The organism is Kaistia sp. MMO-174 (assembly GCF_037147815.1).
Classification (GTDB): Bacteria; Pseudomonadota; Alphaproteobacteria; order Rhizobiales; family Kaistiaceae; genus Kaistia; species Kaistia nematophila.
This window is the reverse complement of record NZ_JBBCUO010000004.1, coordinates 327,792-344,018: the sequence shown is the minus strand read 5'-3', so window position 1 is coordinate 344,018 and position 16,227 is coordinate 327,792. Positions and strand designations below refer to the sequence as shown.

The following is a 16,227-nucleotide window of genomic DNA, read 5'->3' as shown; positions in this document are numbered from 1 at the left end:
TTGCGGTCCTGGTTCGTGAGGGGGCCCGACGGCTCGTCAGCCGCCGAGATAGAGTGTCTTGACGTGGTCGTTGTCGATCAGCTCGGCCGAGGGACCCTCGAGGCCGACGGCGCCCGTCTCCATGACGTAGGCGTACTGGCTGATCCGGAGCGCCATGCGCGAGTTCTGCTCGACGAGGATGACGCTGACCTTCTCGTCGCGGTTGACCTCGAGGATCAGCCGCGCGATGTCGCGCACGACCAGCGGCGCGAGGCCGAGCGAGGGCTCGTCGAGCAGCAGCAGCCTCGGCTTGGTCATCAGCGCGCGGCCGATGACCAGCATTTCCTGCTCGCCGCCCGACAGCGTGCCGGCGTTCTGGCGGATGCGTTCGCGCAGGCGCGGGAAGCGGGTCAGGATGCGTTCGAGATCGCTGCTCACCTGGACCCGGTCGCGCCGCGTATAGGCGCCCATCATCAGGTTGTCGCGGATGCTCATATGCGGGAAGACGCGGCGACCCTCGGGCACCATGGCGATGCCGCGCTGCACGAGTTCGGCCGGCTGCAGGCGGTCGACCCGCTCGCCCTCGAACCAGATCTCGCCGGCGGCCGGGCGCGTCAGGCCGGTCACGGCCTTCAGGATCGTCGACTTGCCGGCGCCGTTGGCGCCGATCAGCGAGACCACCTGTCCCTCGTCGAAGGCGATGGAGACGTCGCGGACGGCCGAGACCTTGTCGTAGTTGACGGTCAGGTTGCGGGCTTCGAAGTAGCGCATGATGTCTCCTGTCCCGCTCAGTGGCCGATCGTTTCGTCGTCCTGGCCCAGATAGGCCTCGATCACCGCCTCGTTGGCGCGGATCTCTTCCGGTGTTCCCTCTGCAATCTTCGAGCCGAAGCTGATGACGACGATGCGATCGGAGATGCGCATGACGGCGCGCATGTCGTGCTCGACGAGCAGCACGGTGATGCCGCGGCGGCGTATGCCCTCGACCATGGTCACGGCACGGTCGGTCTCGTCGACGTTCATGCCGGCGAAAGGCTCGTCGAGGAGGAGCAGCTTTGGTTGCGCCGCCATGGCGATGGCGATGCCGAGCGAGCGCAGATAGCCGTGCGGCAGGTTGCGGGCGAGTTCGTTGCGGACGTGGGAAAGGCCGAGATAGTCGAGGATCTCGTCGGCGCTCTCGCGGAAGCGGGCCTCGTCGGCGCGCGCGGCGCGGGTCGACAGGAAAACGCCGAGCGGGCCGGCATTCTGGCCGAGCTGATGGCCGATGACGACATTGTCGAACGCCGTCATCTCCTTGAAGACCGTCGTTTCCTGGAAGGTGCGGACGATGCCCTTGCGGGCGACGAGATGCGGCTTTAGCCCGCTCACCACCTCGCCCTGGTAGCGGACCTGGCCCGAGGTCGGCGTCAGGAAGGAGGAGATCAGCTTAAAAAGTGTGCTCTTGCCGGCGCCGTTCGGGCCGATCACCGAAAGGACCTGGCCTTCCTCGACGTCGAAGCTGACATTGTTGACCGCTGTCAGGCCGCCGAACTGCTTGGTGAGGCCCTCGACCTTGAGAATGCTCATCTGGCGCCTCCCGCGCGGCGGGAGAGCAGGGCGCGCAAGCTGAGCAGGCCGTTCGGCAGGAACAGCATGACGGCGATCATCAGGATGCCGTAGACGAGCGCCTGGTATTCCTGGATCGAGCGCAGCAGCTCGAAGGCGACGACCAGGGTGAAGGTGCCGACGATCGGCCCGAGGACGAAGTCGAGCCCGCCGAGGAAGCAGTAGAGCATGAAGTTGATCGAATCCGCTACCGTGTAGGTCTGCGGGTAGATGTTCTGCTGCAGGCTGGCGAAACAGCCGCCGGCGATGCCGCCCATGAAGCAGCAGATCGCGAAGGCGAGGACGCGGAAGCGGGCGACGTCGATGCCGATCGATGCGGCGAGTTCCTCGTTCTGGCGCATCGAGCGGAACACCCAGCCGATCCGGCTGATGTTCAGGCGCCAGATCGCGAAGAAGCCGAGGAGCAGCATGGTGGCGGCGAAGAGATAGAAGGCGAGCGGCGAGTTCAGGCCGGGCGGATTGGGGATGTTGAGCACGCCGTGCCCCACGCTGCCGGCATTCACGAAGGCGAGCCGCGCCGCCTCCGTGAGGCTCAGCGTCACCATGGCGAAGTAGATGCCGCGCAGCCGCAGCAGTGGCCAGCCGATCAGGATGCCGATGGTTGCGGCGACGAGGCCGGACAGCGGCAGCGCGATCCAGAAGTTGAAGCCCAGCATCGTCGTCAGAATGCCGGTGGTGTAGCCGCCGATCAGGGCGAAGGCGCCCTGGGCGATGTTGACCCGGCCGATCGAGAAGGTGAGCCAGACGCCGAGGCTGCCGAAGGAGAGCAAGCAGGCATTGGTCAGCACGTTGAGCCAGTAGGGCTGGCCACCGACCAGCAGCGGCAGCACGCCGTAGAGGGCGATCGCCAGCGGTATGGCGGTCATGAGGAACCGCCTCATCTCGGCCGCGCCGCGGTTCGGGGCGGTGTCGGCGGTGGCGTCGAGGACGGCAGCCATCGTCACGTCTCCACTTTCCAGAGATTGAGGAAGATCAGCCCCACGGCTTGCCCATGATTCCCTGCGGCCGGAACAGCAGGAACAGGATCAGGCCGATGAAGATGATCAGGTAGGTGACCGAACCGGGGAAGAAGGCGTAGCCAAGCGCCTCGGCGAAGCCGAGCGTCACGGCGCCGAGCAGCGCGCCCGACATGACGCCGGCGCCGCCGATCATGATCATGATGAAGGCCTTGGTCGAAATCGCCGTGCCGATGCCGGCATTGACGCCGGAGATCGAGATGAGCAGCGCGCCTGCGATGCCGGCGAGCGCCGCGCCAAGGCCGAAGCCGAGCGTCGAGATGCGCGGCACGTCGACGCCCATCAGCAGGGTCGCCGTGCGGTCCTGCGCGAGCGCGCGCATGGCGCGGCCGGTGCGCGAATAGTTGACGAAGAGGAGCACCAGCACGATCAGCGCCAGCGAGATGCCGAGCACGAGCAGGCGGTTCGCCGGCAGGAAGGCGTCGCCGAACCTGTAGACGCCGGAGATGATCGGCGGGATGCCGCGCTGCTTCTCGCCGAACAGCGACAGCGCGACATTCTCGAGCAGCAGGGCGGTTCCGACCGCCAGCAGCATGGTGTTCTCCTCGCGTGAGGAGTTCTTCATCACGCGGCGGAAAAAGACGGATTCGAGCACCATGCCGATCACGCCGACGATCACCAGGGCGCCAAGCAGCCCGAGCGGGAAGGGCAGGCCCCACACCACGACCGCGTAGTAGACGACGAAGCCGCCGATCATGAACATCTGGCCGTGCGCGAAGTTGAGCACGTTCATGATGCTGAAGATCAGCGTGATGCCGAGAGCGATCAGCGCGTAGTTCGCCGACAGAAGCATGCCGTTGACGAGGATCTGGGTCATGGCGTCCGACCTGGATTGAGGAAGGCGGGGCATGGACCCGGCCGGCAGCAGCCGGCCGGCCGGGCGCGGCACGCTTATTCGACGCTGCCGACCGACAGCGTCGTGAGTTCGCCGCCCTTGGTCTCGGTGATCACCATTGGCACGCCGATCTGGCGCTTCTGGCCGAAGTCGGCGGTGCCGACATACTTGACCATCGCGTCTTCCTTCAGGAACGGGTTCTTCATCTCGAATCCGGGGATCGCCGCCTTGAACACCTCGATGTCGTCGATGGCGGCCGGGCCGGCCTTCTGCAGCGTGCCGAGGATCATCTCGAGCGCGTAGGCCTTGGTGCCGGCCTCGTCGTTCCATTCGCCAGCGATCTTGGTGTAGCGATCGATGAACTCCTCCATGTAGGGGGAGCGGATTTCCGGCGTCGACGCGCCGCCGATCGAGATCAGGCCGCTGCCCATCTCGCCGGCGACCTCGTTGATGATCTTCATGTCCTGCGCGGATTCGGCGCCGAACAAGCCGGTGTAGCCCATCTCGCGGGCGGCGCGCATGATCTGCGGCGCATGGGCCGGGGCGACCGACGACATGACGATCAGGTCGGGGTTCTTGGCGACGACATTGCCGACGATCGGGAAGAAGTCGGTGATGCTGGCCTCGTAGGTGTCGTCCTTGGAGACGATGTCGAGACCGAGGGCCTCGGCGACCTTGACGCCTTCGTCGCGCTGCAGCAGTCCGTCGGAGTCGTTGCGGGCGATGAAGGCGACCTTCTTCACGCCGCGCTCTTCCTTGAGGATCTTGTACATGACCGGCGCGACCTGGTAGCTCGCGACCATGCCAAGCACGGCGTTCTCGGCCGGCGCCGTGTAGAGCGAGCGGGCGAACGCATAGGGGAAGTACATCGCCTTGTTCTTCTCGGCGATCGGCCGAACCGACGTCGCCGTCGTGTCCATGTTCGGGCCGATGATGTACTTGATGCCTTCACCGGTCAGGCGCTCGGCGCCGGAGACGGTCAGCTTCGGATCGTTGCGGTCGTCGACCGAGACGATTTCGATCTTGTACTTGTCGCCACCGATCTCGATGCCGCCCTTCTCGTTCCACATCTCGGCCGTGGCGAGCGCCGAGAACTTGTTGACGAGGCCCCAGGAGGCTTCCGGGCCGCTCATGACGCCGAGCTGGCCGATCTTCAGGACCTTCTCCGCCGCTAGCGCGCCGGAGGGGGCAGCCATGACGGCTGCGAGAACCAGGGCACCGGTGCTCATCAGCATGGTGCGGCGGGATAGTTGGATCATCGACAGTCTCCCAGGAAGGCTGCGGCGCCCTCGGCGCCGGCGGGGTTGTGTTCCGGAGTAATTCGTCGGTCGCATACGTTCTTTATAGAGAACGTCATGCCTCATACGGCACGGACACTACAGATCAGACGGATGGGAGCTGTCAACGCGGTCGGCGCGCAATTTTTGTGCTCGCTCAACATTCGTGCAAATGCCCGCGACCGGGCCGGCGCAATGCTGCGACTCTGGGCAACCGGAAATCGAAAAGCGCCGGGATTGCTACCCACGAGCCCGGCGGCGCGGGTGGTGGCGGGGTTCGCGGGCGGGGCGGGGAGACAGGGAGGGGCGGGCGCGGCCGTGCAGACCGCGCCGGACGGGCGAAGCCGTCGCCGGCGGCCGGATCAGCCGATCGCCAGCGGCACCTGGATCATCGGGAAGTCGGGCGGCATGCGGCCGAGCACCGCCTGGTTTGCGGCGACCGCGGCGCGGACCATCTCGCGGGCAAGCTGTTCCTCGCGCGGCGCCATCGCCGAGAGCAGGCCCGAGCAGGTGAAGACATAGGCGACTTCGCCGAAGCGGTTGAAGATCGGCATGCCGAGCGCCATCAGTCCGTCGGTGAATTCGCCGACGCTGCGGGCATAGCCGCGCTTGCGGGTGGCGGCGATCTCGGCGCGCACGGCCTCCGGCGAAGTCAGCGTCGCCGCGGTGTAGCGGACCGGCTGCCAGCTCTCCATCCAGCGGTCGATCTTCTCTTGCGGCTGCCAGGCGAGATAGGCGCGGCTGTTGGCGACCGAATCCCGCGGCATGTGGTGGCCGATCGGGAACGAGACCTCCATCTGCTGCGGGCCGTTGAACTTGTCGACGACGACGAAGCTGTCGTCCGGCTGCGGCTGGGTCAGGACCGCCGGGATCTCGATCCGGCGGACCAACTGCGTCAGCTCGGCGCGGATGCGGTCGAGCTGTGGCGAACCCATCAGCGACGACGCCGCGGCGATGATGCCGGCATGCAGCTCATAGGTCTTGGCGCGGGTGTCGAACGACAGCCATCCGAAATGCGTCAGCGTCTTCAGGATGTTGTGGCAATGGCTCTTGGAGATTCCGAGATTAGTGGAAATCTCGGCGAGCGAGGCGATGTGGGGCGGCGTGCGGTTGATGTAGTCGATCACCGCGATGGCGTTCTCCAGCGCCGGCACCAGGCCGGGCGCCTGCGTCTTCGGCAGTTCGAGGTCCTGCGCGGTCAGGTACCAGCGCGCGCCCTCCTGCTGGAGCTGCGACTTGTAGAGCCCCACGCCCGAAGCCGGCTTGCCTTCCTCTGACATTCACGATCCTTCCTGCAGCCGGGCCAGGTGCCGTCCGGCCGATGCCTCAAGGGCATGCCAGCGCGACACGGCCGGCGTCAACCCAATCCCGAGGGCGAGACCGTTCCGCCGGCGTCGGCCATGCCTGCCCGTTCGGCAGTTGACCAAACCTTCGGCGTCCATCGCCGCCTCTTTGAGCTTGACCCATCCTAGCTGATCCAAACAATCTATAGAAGAAATGATATCCTATTAGCAGAACGATCGCTAGCACATCGCAATTTGCCCCCGTCGAGCATCGGAGATAGGCCCGTGGCGCAGGACGTCCAGATCCACATCGACCCCGAACTGGTGGAACGCTACATCATGGAGATGGGCCGGTTCGGCGCCTATGCCGGCACCGGCGTCTGGCGCACCGTCTATTCGCCCGAATGGGTGCAGGCGACCGACCAGTACGCGGCCTGGTGCGAGGAGGCCGGCCTCGCCGTCACGCGCGACGCGGTCGGCAATGTCTGGGGCCGGCTGCAGGGCTCCGGGCCGGGCGGCTCGATCGTCTCCGGCTCGCATATCGACACGCAGCGTCCCGGCGGCCGCTATGACGGCACGCTCGGCGCGCTCGCCGGCCTGATCGCGCTCAAGGTGCTGAAGGCGCAGTTCGGCCAACCGAAGCGCACGCTCGAGGCGCTCTCGCTCTGCGAGGAGGAGGGCAGCCGCTTCCCCTCGACCAATTTCTGGGGCTCGCGCGCCATCACCGGCCGCATCGAGCCGGGCGCGGCCGAGGCGATGCAGGGCTATGACGACGAGACCATGGCCGACGCCATGCGCGCCGTCGGGCTCGATCCCGCCCGCATTCCCGAGGCGAAGCGCGACGACATCGACAGCTTCGTCGAGCTGCATATCGAGCAGGGGCCGATCCTCGAGCATGCCGGCCTGCCGGTCGCCGTGGTCGACGCCATCACCGGCATCCGCCACTACAACGTCACCATCACCGGCGAGCAGAACCACGCCGGCGCCTTCCCGATGGACCTGCGCCGCGATCCGATGGCCGGCTTCGCCGAGATCGCGTCCGGAGTCATCAACACCGCCCACCGCATGGGCCGTCCCGCCGTCACCACGGTCGGCCGCGCCGTGGTGGAACCGAACTATCCCGCCGTCGTGCCGCACAGCGTCAACTTCACCGTCGACGCGCGGCATCCCGATCCCGGGCAGCGCGCCGTCCTCTATGCCCGCCACGAGGCGCTGATGCAGGAAGTCGCCGAGCGGCGCGGGCTGGAGATTTCGTGGAACCATTACGTGAACCACGAGCCCTGCCTGTCCGATCCAGGCCTCGTAGCCACCTTCCAGAAGGCGGCTGCGGCGCAGGGCATTCCCTTCATGACCATGCCGAGCGGCGCCGGCCACGACAGCCAGCAGATGGAGCACATTGCCAAGGTGGTGATGATCTTCGTGCGCTCGAAGGACGGCCGCAGCCATACGCCGGAGGAATTCTCCTCGATCCCCGACATCGTCGACGGCATCCGCGTGCTCGCGGCCGGCCTCCACGCCCTTGCCTACTGATCCCCCCAGCTTTTCCCGCCCAAGCGTTCAAGGAACCGACAGAATGGACGTCATCGTCAAGAACGGAACGGTCGTCACCGCCAGCGGAGTCTCGCAGGCCGATATCGGCATCAAGGACGGCAAGATCGTGCAGATCGGCGGCACGCTGGAGAGCGCCGATCGCATCGTCGACGCCAGCGGCTGCTACGTCATGCCGGGCGGCGTCGACGTGCACACCCATCTCGATTCCGGCGATTTCGGCACCAAGTCGGCCGATGATTTCGGCTCCGGCACCATCGCGGCCGCCTGCGGCGGCACGACGACGGTGGTCGACTTCTGCTCGCAGGACCGCGGCCAGAGCCTCGGCGACGCCATCGCCTATTGGGATTCCAAGGCCGAGGGCAAGGTCGCCGTCGACTATGGCTACCACATGATCGTCACCGACATGAACGACGGCGTCTTTGCCGAGCTGGCGACGCTGCCGGACCGCGGCATCACCTCGTTCAAGCTGTTCATGGCCTATCGCGGCATGAACATGATCGACGACGTCACCATGCTGAAATCGCTCGAACAGGCGAAGAAGTATGGCGCGCTCGTCATGGTCCACGCCGAGAACGGCGATGCCGCCGACTATCTGCGCGACAAGTTCGTCGCCGAGGGCAAGACCGAGCCCTATTATCACGCGCTGAGCCGGCCGCCGCGCATCGAGGCGGAGGCGACCGCCCGCGCCATTGCGCTCGCCGAGATCGTCGACACCTCGATCTATATCGTGCACCTCACCTGTGGCGAGGCGCTTGACGAACTGCTGCGCGCGAAGCGCCGCGGCGTCGACGCGCTGGCCGAAACCTGCACGCAATATCTCTACCTGACCAAGGAAGACCTCGCCCGGCCGAATTTCGAGGGCGCGAAGTTCGTCTTCACCCCGCCGGCGCGCTCCGTGGAGGATCAGGAGATCCTCTGGAAGGCGTTGCAGGACCGCGTGCTCGAAACGGTCTCGTCCGACCATTGCTCCTGGCTGTTCAAGGGCCACAAGGACAAGGGCCGCGACGACTTCCGCAAGATCCCGAACGGCGCGCCCGGCGTCGAGGAGCGGCTGATGATGGTCTATCAGGGCGTCAATCAGGGCCGGCTGAGCCTGCCGGAATTCGTCGATCTCGTCGCCACCCGTCCGGCGCAGGTGTTCGGAATGTTCCCGCAGAAGGGCACGATCGCGGTCGGCTCCGACGCCGACATCGTGATCTGGGATCCGGAGGCGACGACGGTGATCACCCAGTCCGAGATGCACAACAACATGGACTACTCGTCCTATGAGGGCCATGCGGTGAAGGGCATGCCGAAGACGGTGCTGCTGCGCGGCAAGGTCATCGTCGAGGACCGCGACTATGTCGGCACGCCGGGCGAGGGCCAGTTCCTGAAGCGCGCCAAATATGTGCGGCCCGGCAAGCCGGCCTGATCCGGCGCGTCCGAACCGCAGACGAATTGGCCCGAAGCCGCGACAGGCGGCTTCGGGCTGACAACCTGTTTTCCGCCGCGCGACGCGCCCTTCAGGCGCGAAGATTGGCGAGCAACGGCGCCAGCGTCCGCTGCGCCTCGGCCGCGGCGCGGTAGGCGGCCAGCATCCGTGCGGCGCGATCCGCCGTTTCGGGATCCGGCTCGTGCCGCTGCTCGATCCGGTGCAGCCCGAGCAGCGGCTGCATGTCGGCCCAGTTTCCGGTCGCGACCATGGCGAGCGCCGCCGCGCCGAGCGAAGCCGATTGCTGGTCGATCGAGGTCTTGACGATCGCGCAGTCGAGAAGGTCGGCCATCGCCTGCCGCATCAGCGCGCTGCGGGCGCCACCGCCGACGATGGTCATGGCAGGATTGATATCGGTTAGCCGGCGCAGTTCGTCGAGCGCGACGCGGAGGCCGAGCGCGATGCCCTCGATCGTCGCCCGCAGCATGTCGGCCTTGCCGTGGCGGAGGTCGAGGCCGACAAAGGCGCCGCGCACCTCCGGCCCGCCCTCCAGGCTGGTGCCGCCGCCGAGCGTCGGCACGAAGAGGAGGCCGTTGGCGCCGAAGGGCGCGCTCGCCGCCTGCTCGAACAGCGCCTCGTAGCCGTCCTCCGCCATCAGCATCTCCTTGACGAAGGCAAGGCTGGTTCCGGACGAGAAGATCGAAGTGGCGGAGATGACCTGGCCCGGCACGACATGGGCGAAGGCGAAGGGACGGACGCGGCTGTCGAGCACCGGCTTCGCCGACGACACGGTGAGCCAGCTCGACGAGCCCATCGAGCCGTAGAAATCGCCTTCCGAGAAGGTGCGGGCGCCGAGCGCCATGCAGCTGTTGTCGACGCCGCCGGCGACGACGACGACGTCGCCCGGCAGGCCGAGTTCGGCGGCGATCTCCGGCAGGACCGTTCCGAGGATGGCGGTCGACGGCACTATCTCGGGAAAGAGCGCGCGGTCGACGCCGGCCGCGTTGAGGATTTCGTCCGAGAAGGCGCGGGCATGCAGGTCGTAGGCGCCGCTGCCCGAAGCATAGGACGGGTCGGTGGCGTGGATGCCGCAAAGGCGCAGGTTGATGAAATCCTTGCTGCCGGCGATCGAGCGGGTGCGGGCGAAGATTCCGGGGTGGTTCGCCTTGAGCCAGAGGATCTTGAACAGCGGATAGAGCCCGGCCGGAAAGCCATTGCCGGTCAGGCCATACCAGCGCTCATAGTCGAAGCGGCGGAAGAAGTCCTCCGCCTCGGCGCCGGCCCGTGCGTCCGACCAGATCGGCACGCGCTGCATCAGCGGCCGGTCGTCGGCGTCGAGCGGGATGCAGCCGAGGCTGTGGCCGGAAATGCTGATCGCGCCGACGGCGGCGCGGTCGACGCCTTCGGCGTCGAGCAAAGCGCGGATGCTGGCCGAGACGGCGTCCCACCACTCGCCGAGATTCTGCTCGTGCAGGCCCGGCGCCGGGAAATAGGTGCGGTAGTTTTGTACCCTCTCGGCGAGGCAGGCGCCGGTCGCGTCATAGAGCGCCGACTTGACGCCGCCGGTGCCGAGATCGAGCGCCAGGACCGTCCGGGCCATGATGGTCAGGCCCTCTCGTTGGCGGGGGCGATGGCGAGCCGGCCGCCCGGCAGCGCGTCGACCTGCTTCACCAGCTCGATCGCCGAGGCGGTGTTGATGCCGAAGCGGGTGACGCCAAGCGCCACCATCTCGGCGACGGTGGCGAGATCGCGGATGCCGCCCGAGGCCTTGATGCCGGCGCGGCCGGCGACGACCGCGGCGATAAGGCGGATGCGCGGCAACGTCGCCGCCGCCGGCGTCCAGCCGGTGCCGGTCTTGACGAAAGCGGCGCCGCTCGCGGCGACGATGTCGGCCGCCGTCTCGATCTCGGCATCGGTCAGGTGATGCAGTTCGAGGATGACCTTGAGCGGCACCGGCGCGGCCGCTTCGATCACCGCCGCGATTTCGTCGCGGACATAGTTGAGGTCGCCCGACTTCAGGCGGCCGACATTGATCATCATGTCGAGTTCGTCGGCGCCGGCCTCGCGCAGCGCCGCCGCCTCGGCGACCTTGATCACCGTCATGTGGCCGCCGGACGGGAAGCCGATCGGCCCGCCGACCAGCGTGCGGCCGCCGGCCGGCACCAGCGAGCGCAGCAGCGGCACGAAATTCGGCAGCGCATGCGCCGCGATGAAGCCGTTCTCGACCGCGAGCGCCGCGAGCGAGCGGATATCGGCCTCCGCGTGGAAGGTCTGGACCGCGCTGATGTCGATCCTCTGCGCGAGGTCGGCGGCGCTGAGGCTGGTGGGGGTCTTGAACATGGGGCCGCTTTCTTCGGTTTGGTACTGTCGCTACGGGCATGGCGGGGCGTGGCTCGGGCTCGCCCAAGCCGGCCCTCTTGGACTGCCGCGTCTAGATCCGGGCCGTCGAGCGCATGTGGCTCAGCGTCTTCTTCATCCGCTTGAAGCTCTCGACATGCGCCTCGCCGCGCCGGAGCGCCACGGCGGTCGACAGGATGTCGACCACGACGAGGGCGGCGATGCGCGAGATGGTCGGCGTGTAGATGTTGGTGTTTTCGAGCGTCTCGGTCAGCAGGACGATGTCGCAGGCGTCAGCGAGCGGCCCCTCATTGCCGGTGATGCCGATGACGGTGGCGCCGTTCTCGCGGGCGAGCTTCGCCACCTCGACGGTCGAGCGCGTCGTGCCGGTATTCGAGATGGCGACGGCGACGTCGCCGGGCTTCAGGAGCGAGGCGACCATCACCTGCTGGTGCGAGTCGATCTCGGCGCCGCAGGGCACGCCGAACAGCGGGAACTTCTGCTGCGCGTCGAGCGCGACGATGCCGGAGGCGCCGAAGCCGAAGAACTCGATCCGCTGCGCCGCCACCAGCGCGTCGACGGCGCGGGCGAGCGCCGGCGATTCCAGCCGGTTGCGGGCCCAGTCGAGGCTGGTCATCGTGTAGTCGAAGATCTTGCGCGCCACCTGGTCGGGACTGTCGGCGTCGGTGATGACCGAATGGGTCGCCGGCACGCCGAGCGCCAGGCTCTGCGCCAGGCGGAGCTTGAAGTCCTGGAAGCCGTCGCAGCCGATCGCGCTGCAGAAGCGGATCACGGTCGGCTGGCTGACGCCGGCGAGCAGCGCCGTCTCGGCCACCGTCGCGGAGAGAATGCGACGCGGGTCCTCGAGGACGATGTCGCAGACCTTGCGATCGGACTTCCTCAGCTCGGCGCGGAGCCCGCGCGCGACTTCGAGGATGTTGCCGGTCCCGCCGACCGAGGCGGAGACGTGAGTTTGCATGGTCGTTTGATCCTTGCGCCTGGGCTTGGCGCTTACCGCGTGCGTGATCGGAAGACGAAGAGCAACGATTGCATGACGTTGGCATGCCGGAAAGAGCCCTGCCGGAACTGGTCGAAGATGGCGGCGAGCACGATCACCAGGCCGACGCTCATCTGCTGCAGGAAGGGCGAGAGTTCCAGCAGGATGAAGGCGTTGCGCAGCGCGCCGAGCAGATAGGCGCCGAGCATGGCGCCGAGGATCGAGCCGCGGCCGCCGGAAAGGCTGGCGCCACCGATCACCACCGCCGCGATGACGTCGAGCTCGAGGCCGGTGCCGGCTTGCGCCTCGGCGACGCTGACCTGCGCCGTGTAGACGATGCCGGCGACGGCGGCGAGGGCGCCGCTCGCCACGAAGACGGCTATGCGGGTGGCGTTGATCGGGATGCCGGAAAGGCGGGCCGCCTCGTCATTATCGCCGACGGCGACGATGCGCTGGCCGACGACGCTGCGGGTCAGGATGAGCTGGAAGGCGATGCCGAGGCCGATGAAGATCAGAACCTGGACGGGGATGTCGAGGAAGCTGCCCTGGCCGATGAACATCACCGAGGGGTCGACCATGATAGGCAGGCCGCCGGAGATCACCTGGGTCAGGCCGCGCGCCACCGAGAGCATGCCGAGCGTGGCGATGAAGGAGTTGACGCGGAACACCACCACGACGATGCCGGTGACGAGACCGGCGGTGGCGCCGACGCCGATCGCCAGCAGGATGGCGAGCCAGGGCGACAGGCCGGCCGCCATCAGCCAGGCGCCGCAGAGGCCGGAGAGCCCCATCACCGAGCCAACCGAGAGGTCGATCTCGCGGGCGATGATGACGAAGCACTGGCCGATCGCCATGATGCCGACCACCGCCACCGCGACCAGCACGTTGCGGAGATTGTCCGTCGTCAGGAAGCTCGGATTGAAGAAGGAGAAGGCGATGGAGAGGCCGATGATCACGCCGATCAGCCCGGTCTCCTGACCTCGCAGCAGAGGCAGACGCTTCAGGCTGGCGATACTCATCCGATTACCCTTGTTCATGGTTTCTGGGCCGCTGGCGCGCGACGGCCGGTTCGAGGTTGCGCTCATGTCAGGTCATGTCCGAGGCGAGGGCGGTCGTCGCCGCGTCCTCGATCTTCTCGCCGAGCGCCGAGGCGACGACGCGCGCCGCCTCCGGGCCGCGGGCGAGGCTGTCGGCGATCTGGCCGCCTCGCACGACGACGATGCGGTCGGCAAGCTGCAGCACCTCGTCGAGCTCCGAGGAGACGAACCACACCGCCAGCCCGCGCTCATGCGCCAGCGTGCGGATCAGGCGGTACATGTCCGCCTTGGTGCGGACGTCGACGCCGCGCGTCGGCTCGTCGAGGATTACCAGCGACGGGTTGGAGGCGAGCGCGCGGGCGAGCAGCACCTTCTGCTGGTTGCCGCCGGAAAGCGTGCGGATCGGCACGTCGACATTGTCCGCCTTGACGCCGATCTCGTCGGCGCTCTTCTGCGCGAAGGCGCGCCGCCGGCGCGGGCTGAAGAAGCCGAAGCGGCCGAAGCGGTCGAGCACGTTCGAGGTCAGGTTGAAGGCGATGTCGTGGCCGTAGAAGACGGAGGTGCGCCGTTCCTCGCTGATGAAGGCGATGCCGCCCTTGAGCGCGGCGCGCGGCGAGCCGAAGCGGACCGGGCGGCCTTTGAGGCGGATGTCGCCTGAAAACAGCGGGTCGGCGCCGAGGATGGCGCGGATGATCTCGGTGCGGCCGGAGCCGACGAGGCCGGCCATGCCGACGATCTCGCCGGCGCGGATGTCGAAGGAAACGTCGGAAAAGGCGAGGCCGGAGGCGTTGCGCACGGAAAGCACCGGCTCGGCGCCGGCGGCGGGCGGCGGCGGCGCGCTCTCGGCGAGGTCGAGCGCCGCCTTCAGCCGTTCGCCGGCCATCAGCTGGATCGCCTTCTGCTTCGGCAGTTCGTCGACCGGGCCTTCGCCGACCTTGCGGCCGTCGCGCATCACGATGACCTCGTCGGAGATCTCGTAGACCTCGCCGAGGCGGTGGCTAACCAGGATGACGGCCGTGCCGCGATCGCGCAGCCGGCGCACGATGTCGAACAGGCGGTCCGTCTCCTTGCGGGTCAGGCTGGAATTGGGTTCGTCGAGGAAGAGGACGTGCGGGTCGTCGGCGAGCGCGCGGGCGATCTCGACCAGCTGGCGCTCGGCGGCGGAGAGGCCGACGCAGCGGGCGCCGAGATCCGGCAGCTCCTTGTCGAGGCCGAGGCCGGCGAGCAGCCGCTCGGCCTCGGCGACCAGGCCCGAGCGGCGATGGAGGGAAGTACCGCCGCGCGAGCCGAGCCGGGCCAGGAAGATGTTCTCGGCCACCGTCATCTGGGTGACGAGCTGCGGCTCCTGGTGGACGACCGCGATGCCCTTCGCCTTGGCGGCGAGCGAGTTCTGCAGGCGCTCCGCTTTGCCCGAGACGCGGACTTCGCCGGCATCGGGCTGGTGGACGCCGGAGCAGACGCGGATCAGCGTCGACTTGCCGGCGCCGTTCTCGCCGAGCAGGGCGGTGACCCTGCCGGCGCGGAACTGCATGCTGACATCGGCGAGCGCCTGAACCGAGCCGAAACGCTTGTCGACGGAGACGACTTCCAGGGCGATTGGATTTTCCATGGCGATCTGGTCTTCGACGGGCATTCGTTCGGCTCGGTCCTGCATGGCGATATCTTCGATCAGAGCTTCGGAACGGTGCCGACCGGCAGCTTTTCCGGATCGAGCTGGTCGACATTGTCCTTGGTCATGAACAGGCTGACGGCCGGCTGCAGGACCGGCTCGGCCTTCTGCTGCGCCACGATGTTGTTGAACAGCGCGATCGCCACGTTATAGCCCTGGCCGAACTCGTCCTGGCCGGTGACGCCGAACATGCTGCCGTCACGGATCGCGGCGACGTTCTCCTTGGTGAAGTCGTAGCCGATCACCTTGACGCTGTCCTGCTTGCCGGCCGCCTTTACGGCCTGGGCGGCGCCGAACGGTCCGCCGGCGGTGGCGTAGATCGCCACGAGATCCGGGGTCGAGGTCAGGAAGTCCTTGGCCGAGGCGAAGGTGGTGCCGGCCGAATCCTTGGCTTCAACGCCGTCATTGACGACGGAAAGCTTCGAGCCGGCGAGGCCCTCGACGAAGCCCTTGCGGCGCTGCTCGGAGCCGGGCGCGGTGAACTGGCTGACGATGACGCCGACCTTGCCTTCCTTGTCGCCGACGGCCTTGATCAGCTCGGCGGCGGCGTTCTTGCCGGCCGCGACCTGGTCCTGGGCGTAGTTGATGACGCCGCCGGCTTCCTCGACGCAGGGGAACAGCGTGTTGTAGGCGCCGATCGAGATCTTCTTCTCAGCGATCAGGTTCTTGACCAGGGCGCAGTTGCCTTCGCCGGCGATGAAGAAGCCGATGCCGTTATAGCCCTGGGTGGCGGCGGCATTGATGGCCTGGTTGACGGTGGGCACGTCGATATTGGCGCCGCCGACGATCCAGCGCACTTCGCCGCCACGCGACTTCAGCACGTCGTTCGCGGTCTCGGCGCCCTTCTGCACCGCGACCCAGTACGGATTGTTGGCGAAGCCGATGATCGCGATCTTGGCCTTGGTGCCAGCCTCGTTGGCGACGGGCTCGGGGCGGCCGGCGATCGGCGCAACGTCCTCGGCGGCGGCGCTGCCGGCTGCCGTCAGCAGGGCGGCGGCGGAAGCGAGCGCCAGCATCGAGGCGCGCAGGCCGAGGGCCGGCTTGGCGATGGTATGGGTCATGTAGCTCCTCCCAGAGCTGTGAGACGCGGCCGGCTCGACGCCATGGGCCGCTGAGTTTCCCGAAAAAGCGATGACCCCACGAGCGAGGCCGGCATGTTTGGGCGACGAACGCCTGCGCCCGGCAGGCCCGGCAGCATCGGCGCCGGCTACGTACTGATACTACATAAATT

Annotated in this window: 14 protein-coding genes; 2 read left to right on the top strand and 12 right to left on the bottom strand. The window is 67.4% G+C overall.

Going from position 1 to position 16,227, the window contains the following annotated elements; translation table 11 throughout:
• Positions 1–36: 36 nt before the first annotated feature.
• The 6 genes from WFK98_RS16660 to WFK98_RS16635 form a co-directional block, all read right to left on the bottom strand.
• Positions 37–750, bottom strand: a complete 714-nt coding sequence (locus WFK98_RS16660) for an ABC transporter ATP-binding protein (protein WP_336801021.1) — start codon at positions 748–750, stop codon at positions 37–39.
• A 17-nt stretch (positions 751–767) separates the two neighbouring features.
• Positions 768–1,544 (bottom strand): ABC transporter ATP-binding protein, encoded by a 777-nt coding sequence (locus tag WFK98_RS16655; protein WP_336801020.1) that lies wholly within the window; start codon positions 1,542–1,544, stop codon positions 768–770.
• Entirely contained in the window at positions 1,541–2,521 is a 981-nt protein-coding gene (locus WFK98_RS16650) for a branched-chain amino acid ABC transporter permease (RefSeq protein WP_266339081.1), read from the bottom strand. Before WFK98_RS16650 ends, WFK98_RS16655 begins: the two co-directional genes overlap by 4 nt.
• Positions 2,522–2,555: 34 nt before the next feature.
• Positions 2,556–3,416, bottom strand: a complete 861-nt coding sequence (locus tag WFK98_RS16645; protein ID WP_266338887.1) for a branched-chain amino acid ABC transporter permease — start codon at positions 3,414–3,416, stop codon at positions 2,556–2,558.
• Between the two features lie 74 nt (positions 3,417–3,490).
• A complete protein-coding gene (locus WFK98_RS16640; protein WP_266338886.1) occupies positions 3,491–4,693 on the bottom strand; it encodes an ABC transporter substrate-binding protein in 1,203 nt (400 codons plus the stop codon).
• A gap of 380 nt (positions 4,694–5,073) precedes the next feature.
• Positions 5,074–5,991 carry an IclR family transcriptional regulator gene (locus WFK98_RS16635; RefSeq protein WP_336801019.1) on the bottom strand — a complete coding sequence of 306 codons (918 nt, stop codon included), beginning with the start codon at positions 5,989–5,991 and terminating at the stop codon, positions 5,074–5,076.
• A 288-nt stretch (positions 5,992–6,279) separates the two neighbouring features.
• Between WFK98_RS16635 and WFK98_RS16630 the strand changes: the two genes are divergently transcribed.
• Positions 6,280–7,524, top strand: coding sequence for a Zn-dependent hydrolase (locus WFK98_RS16630; protein ID WP_336801018.1), 1,245 nt, complete (start codon positions 6,280–6,282; stop codon positions 7,522–7,524).
• Complete coding sequence (gene hydA / locus WFK98_RS16625) at positions 7,514–8,956, top strand: dihydropyrimidinase (protein ID WP_336801017.1); 1,443 nt, start codon at positions 7,514–7,516, stop codon at positions 8,954–8,956. The genes WFK98_RS16630 and hydA overlap by 11 nt, the downstream gene beginning before the upstream one ends.
• A gap of 91 nt (positions 8,957–9,047) precedes the next feature.
• Here hydA and WFK98_RS16620 read toward each other — a convergent pair whose 3' ends face one another.
• From WFK98_RS16620 to WFK98_RS16595, 6 genes are all read right to left on the bottom strand, one after another.
• On the bottom strand, positions 9,048–10,556 hold the full coding sequence (locus WFK98_RS16620; RefSeq protein ID WP_336801016.1) for a xylulokinase: 1,509 nt from the start codon (positions 10,554–10,556) through the stop codon (positions 9,048–9,050).
• Positions 10,557–10,561: 5 nt separating this feature from the next.
• Positions 10,562–11,296, bottom strand: a complete 735-nt coding sequence (deoC, locus tag WFK98_RS16615; protein ID WP_336801015.1) for a deoxyribose-phosphate aldolase — start codon at positions 11,294–11,296, stop codon at positions 10,562–10,564.
• Positions 11,297–11,387: 91 nt separating this feature from the next.
• On the bottom strand, positions 11,388–12,272 hold the full coding sequence (locus WFK98_RS16610) for an SIS domain-containing protein (RefSeq protein ID WP_266338881.1): 885 nt from the start codon (positions 12,270–12,272) through the stop codon (positions 11,388–11,390).
• A 32-nt stretch (positions 12,273–12,304) separates the two neighbouring features.
• Entirely contained in the window at positions 12,305–13,309 is a 1,005-nt protein-coding gene (locus tag WFK98_RS16605) for an ABC transporter permease (RefSeq protein ID WP_336801014.1), read from the bottom strand.
• A 67-nt stretch (positions 13,310–13,376) separates the two neighbouring features.
• Complete coding sequence (locus WFK98_RS16600; protein ID WP_336801013.1) at positions 13,377–14,960, bottom strand: sugar ABC transporter ATP-binding protein; 1,584 nt, start codon at positions 14,958–14,960, stop codon at positions 13,377–13,379.
• A gap of 35 nt (positions 14,961–14,995) precedes the next feature.
• Positions 14,996–16,057, bottom strand: a complete 1,062-nt coding sequence (locus WFK98_RS16595) for a sugar ABC transporter substrate-binding protein (protein WP_336801012.1) — start codon at positions 16,055–16,057, stop codon at positions 14,996–14,998.
• Positions 16,058–16,227 lie beyond the last annotated feature (170 nt).

Excerpts from the sequence above, each read along its gene's own strand:
- WFK98_RS16635 (WP_336801019.1), bottom strand. The coding sequence starts at position 5,991 with ATGTCAGAGGAAGGCAAGCCGGCTTCGGGCGTGGGGCTCTACAAGTCG.
- WFK98_RS16650 (WP_266339081.1), bottom strand. The coding sequence starts at position 2,521 with ATGGCTGCCGTCCTCGACGCCACCGCCGACACCGCCCCGAACCGCGGC.
- WFK98_RS16655 (WP_336801020.1), bottom strand. The coding sequence starts at position 1,544 with ATGAGCATTCTCAAGGTCGAGGGCCTCACCAAGCAGTTCGGCGGCCTG.
- WFK98_RS16645 (WP_266338887.1), bottom strand. The coding sequence starts at position 3,416 with ATGACCCAGATCCTCGTCAACGGCATGCTTCTGTCGGCGAACTACGCG.
- WFK98_RS16640 (WP_266338886.1), bottom strand. The coding sequence starts at position 4,693 with ATGATCCAACTATCCCGCCGCACCATGCTGATGAGCACCGGTGCCCTG.
- deoC (WP_336801015.1), bottom strand. The coding sequence starts at position 11,296 with ATGTTCAAGACCCCCACCAGCCTCAGCGCCGCCGACCTCGCGCAGAGG.
- WFK98_RS16660 (WP_336801021.1), bottom strand. The coding sequence starts at position 750 with ATGCGCTACTTCGAAGCCCGCAACCTGACCGTCAACTACGACAAGGTC.
- WFK98_RS16620 (WP_336801016.1), bottom strand. The coding sequence starts at position 10,556 with ATGGCCCGGACGGTCCTGGCGCTCGATCTCGGCACCGGCGGCGTCAAG.
- WFK98_RS16610 (WP_266338881.1), bottom strand. The coding sequence starts at position 12,272 with ATGCAAACTCACGTCTCCGCCTCGGTCGGCGGGACCGGCAACATCCTC.
- WFK98_RS16600 (WP_336801013.1), bottom strand. The coding sequence starts at position 14,960 with ATGCCCGTCGAAGACCAGATCGCCATGGAAAATCCAATCGCCCTGGAA.
- WFK98_RS16605 (WP_336801014.1), bottom strand. The coding sequence starts at position 13,309 with ATGAGTATCGCCAGCCTGAAGCGTCTGCCTCTGCTGCGAGGTCAGGAG.
- WFK98_RS16595 (WP_336801012.1), bottom strand. The coding sequence starts at position 16,057 with ATGACCCATACCATCGCCAAGCCGGCCCTCGGCCTGCGCGCCTCGATG.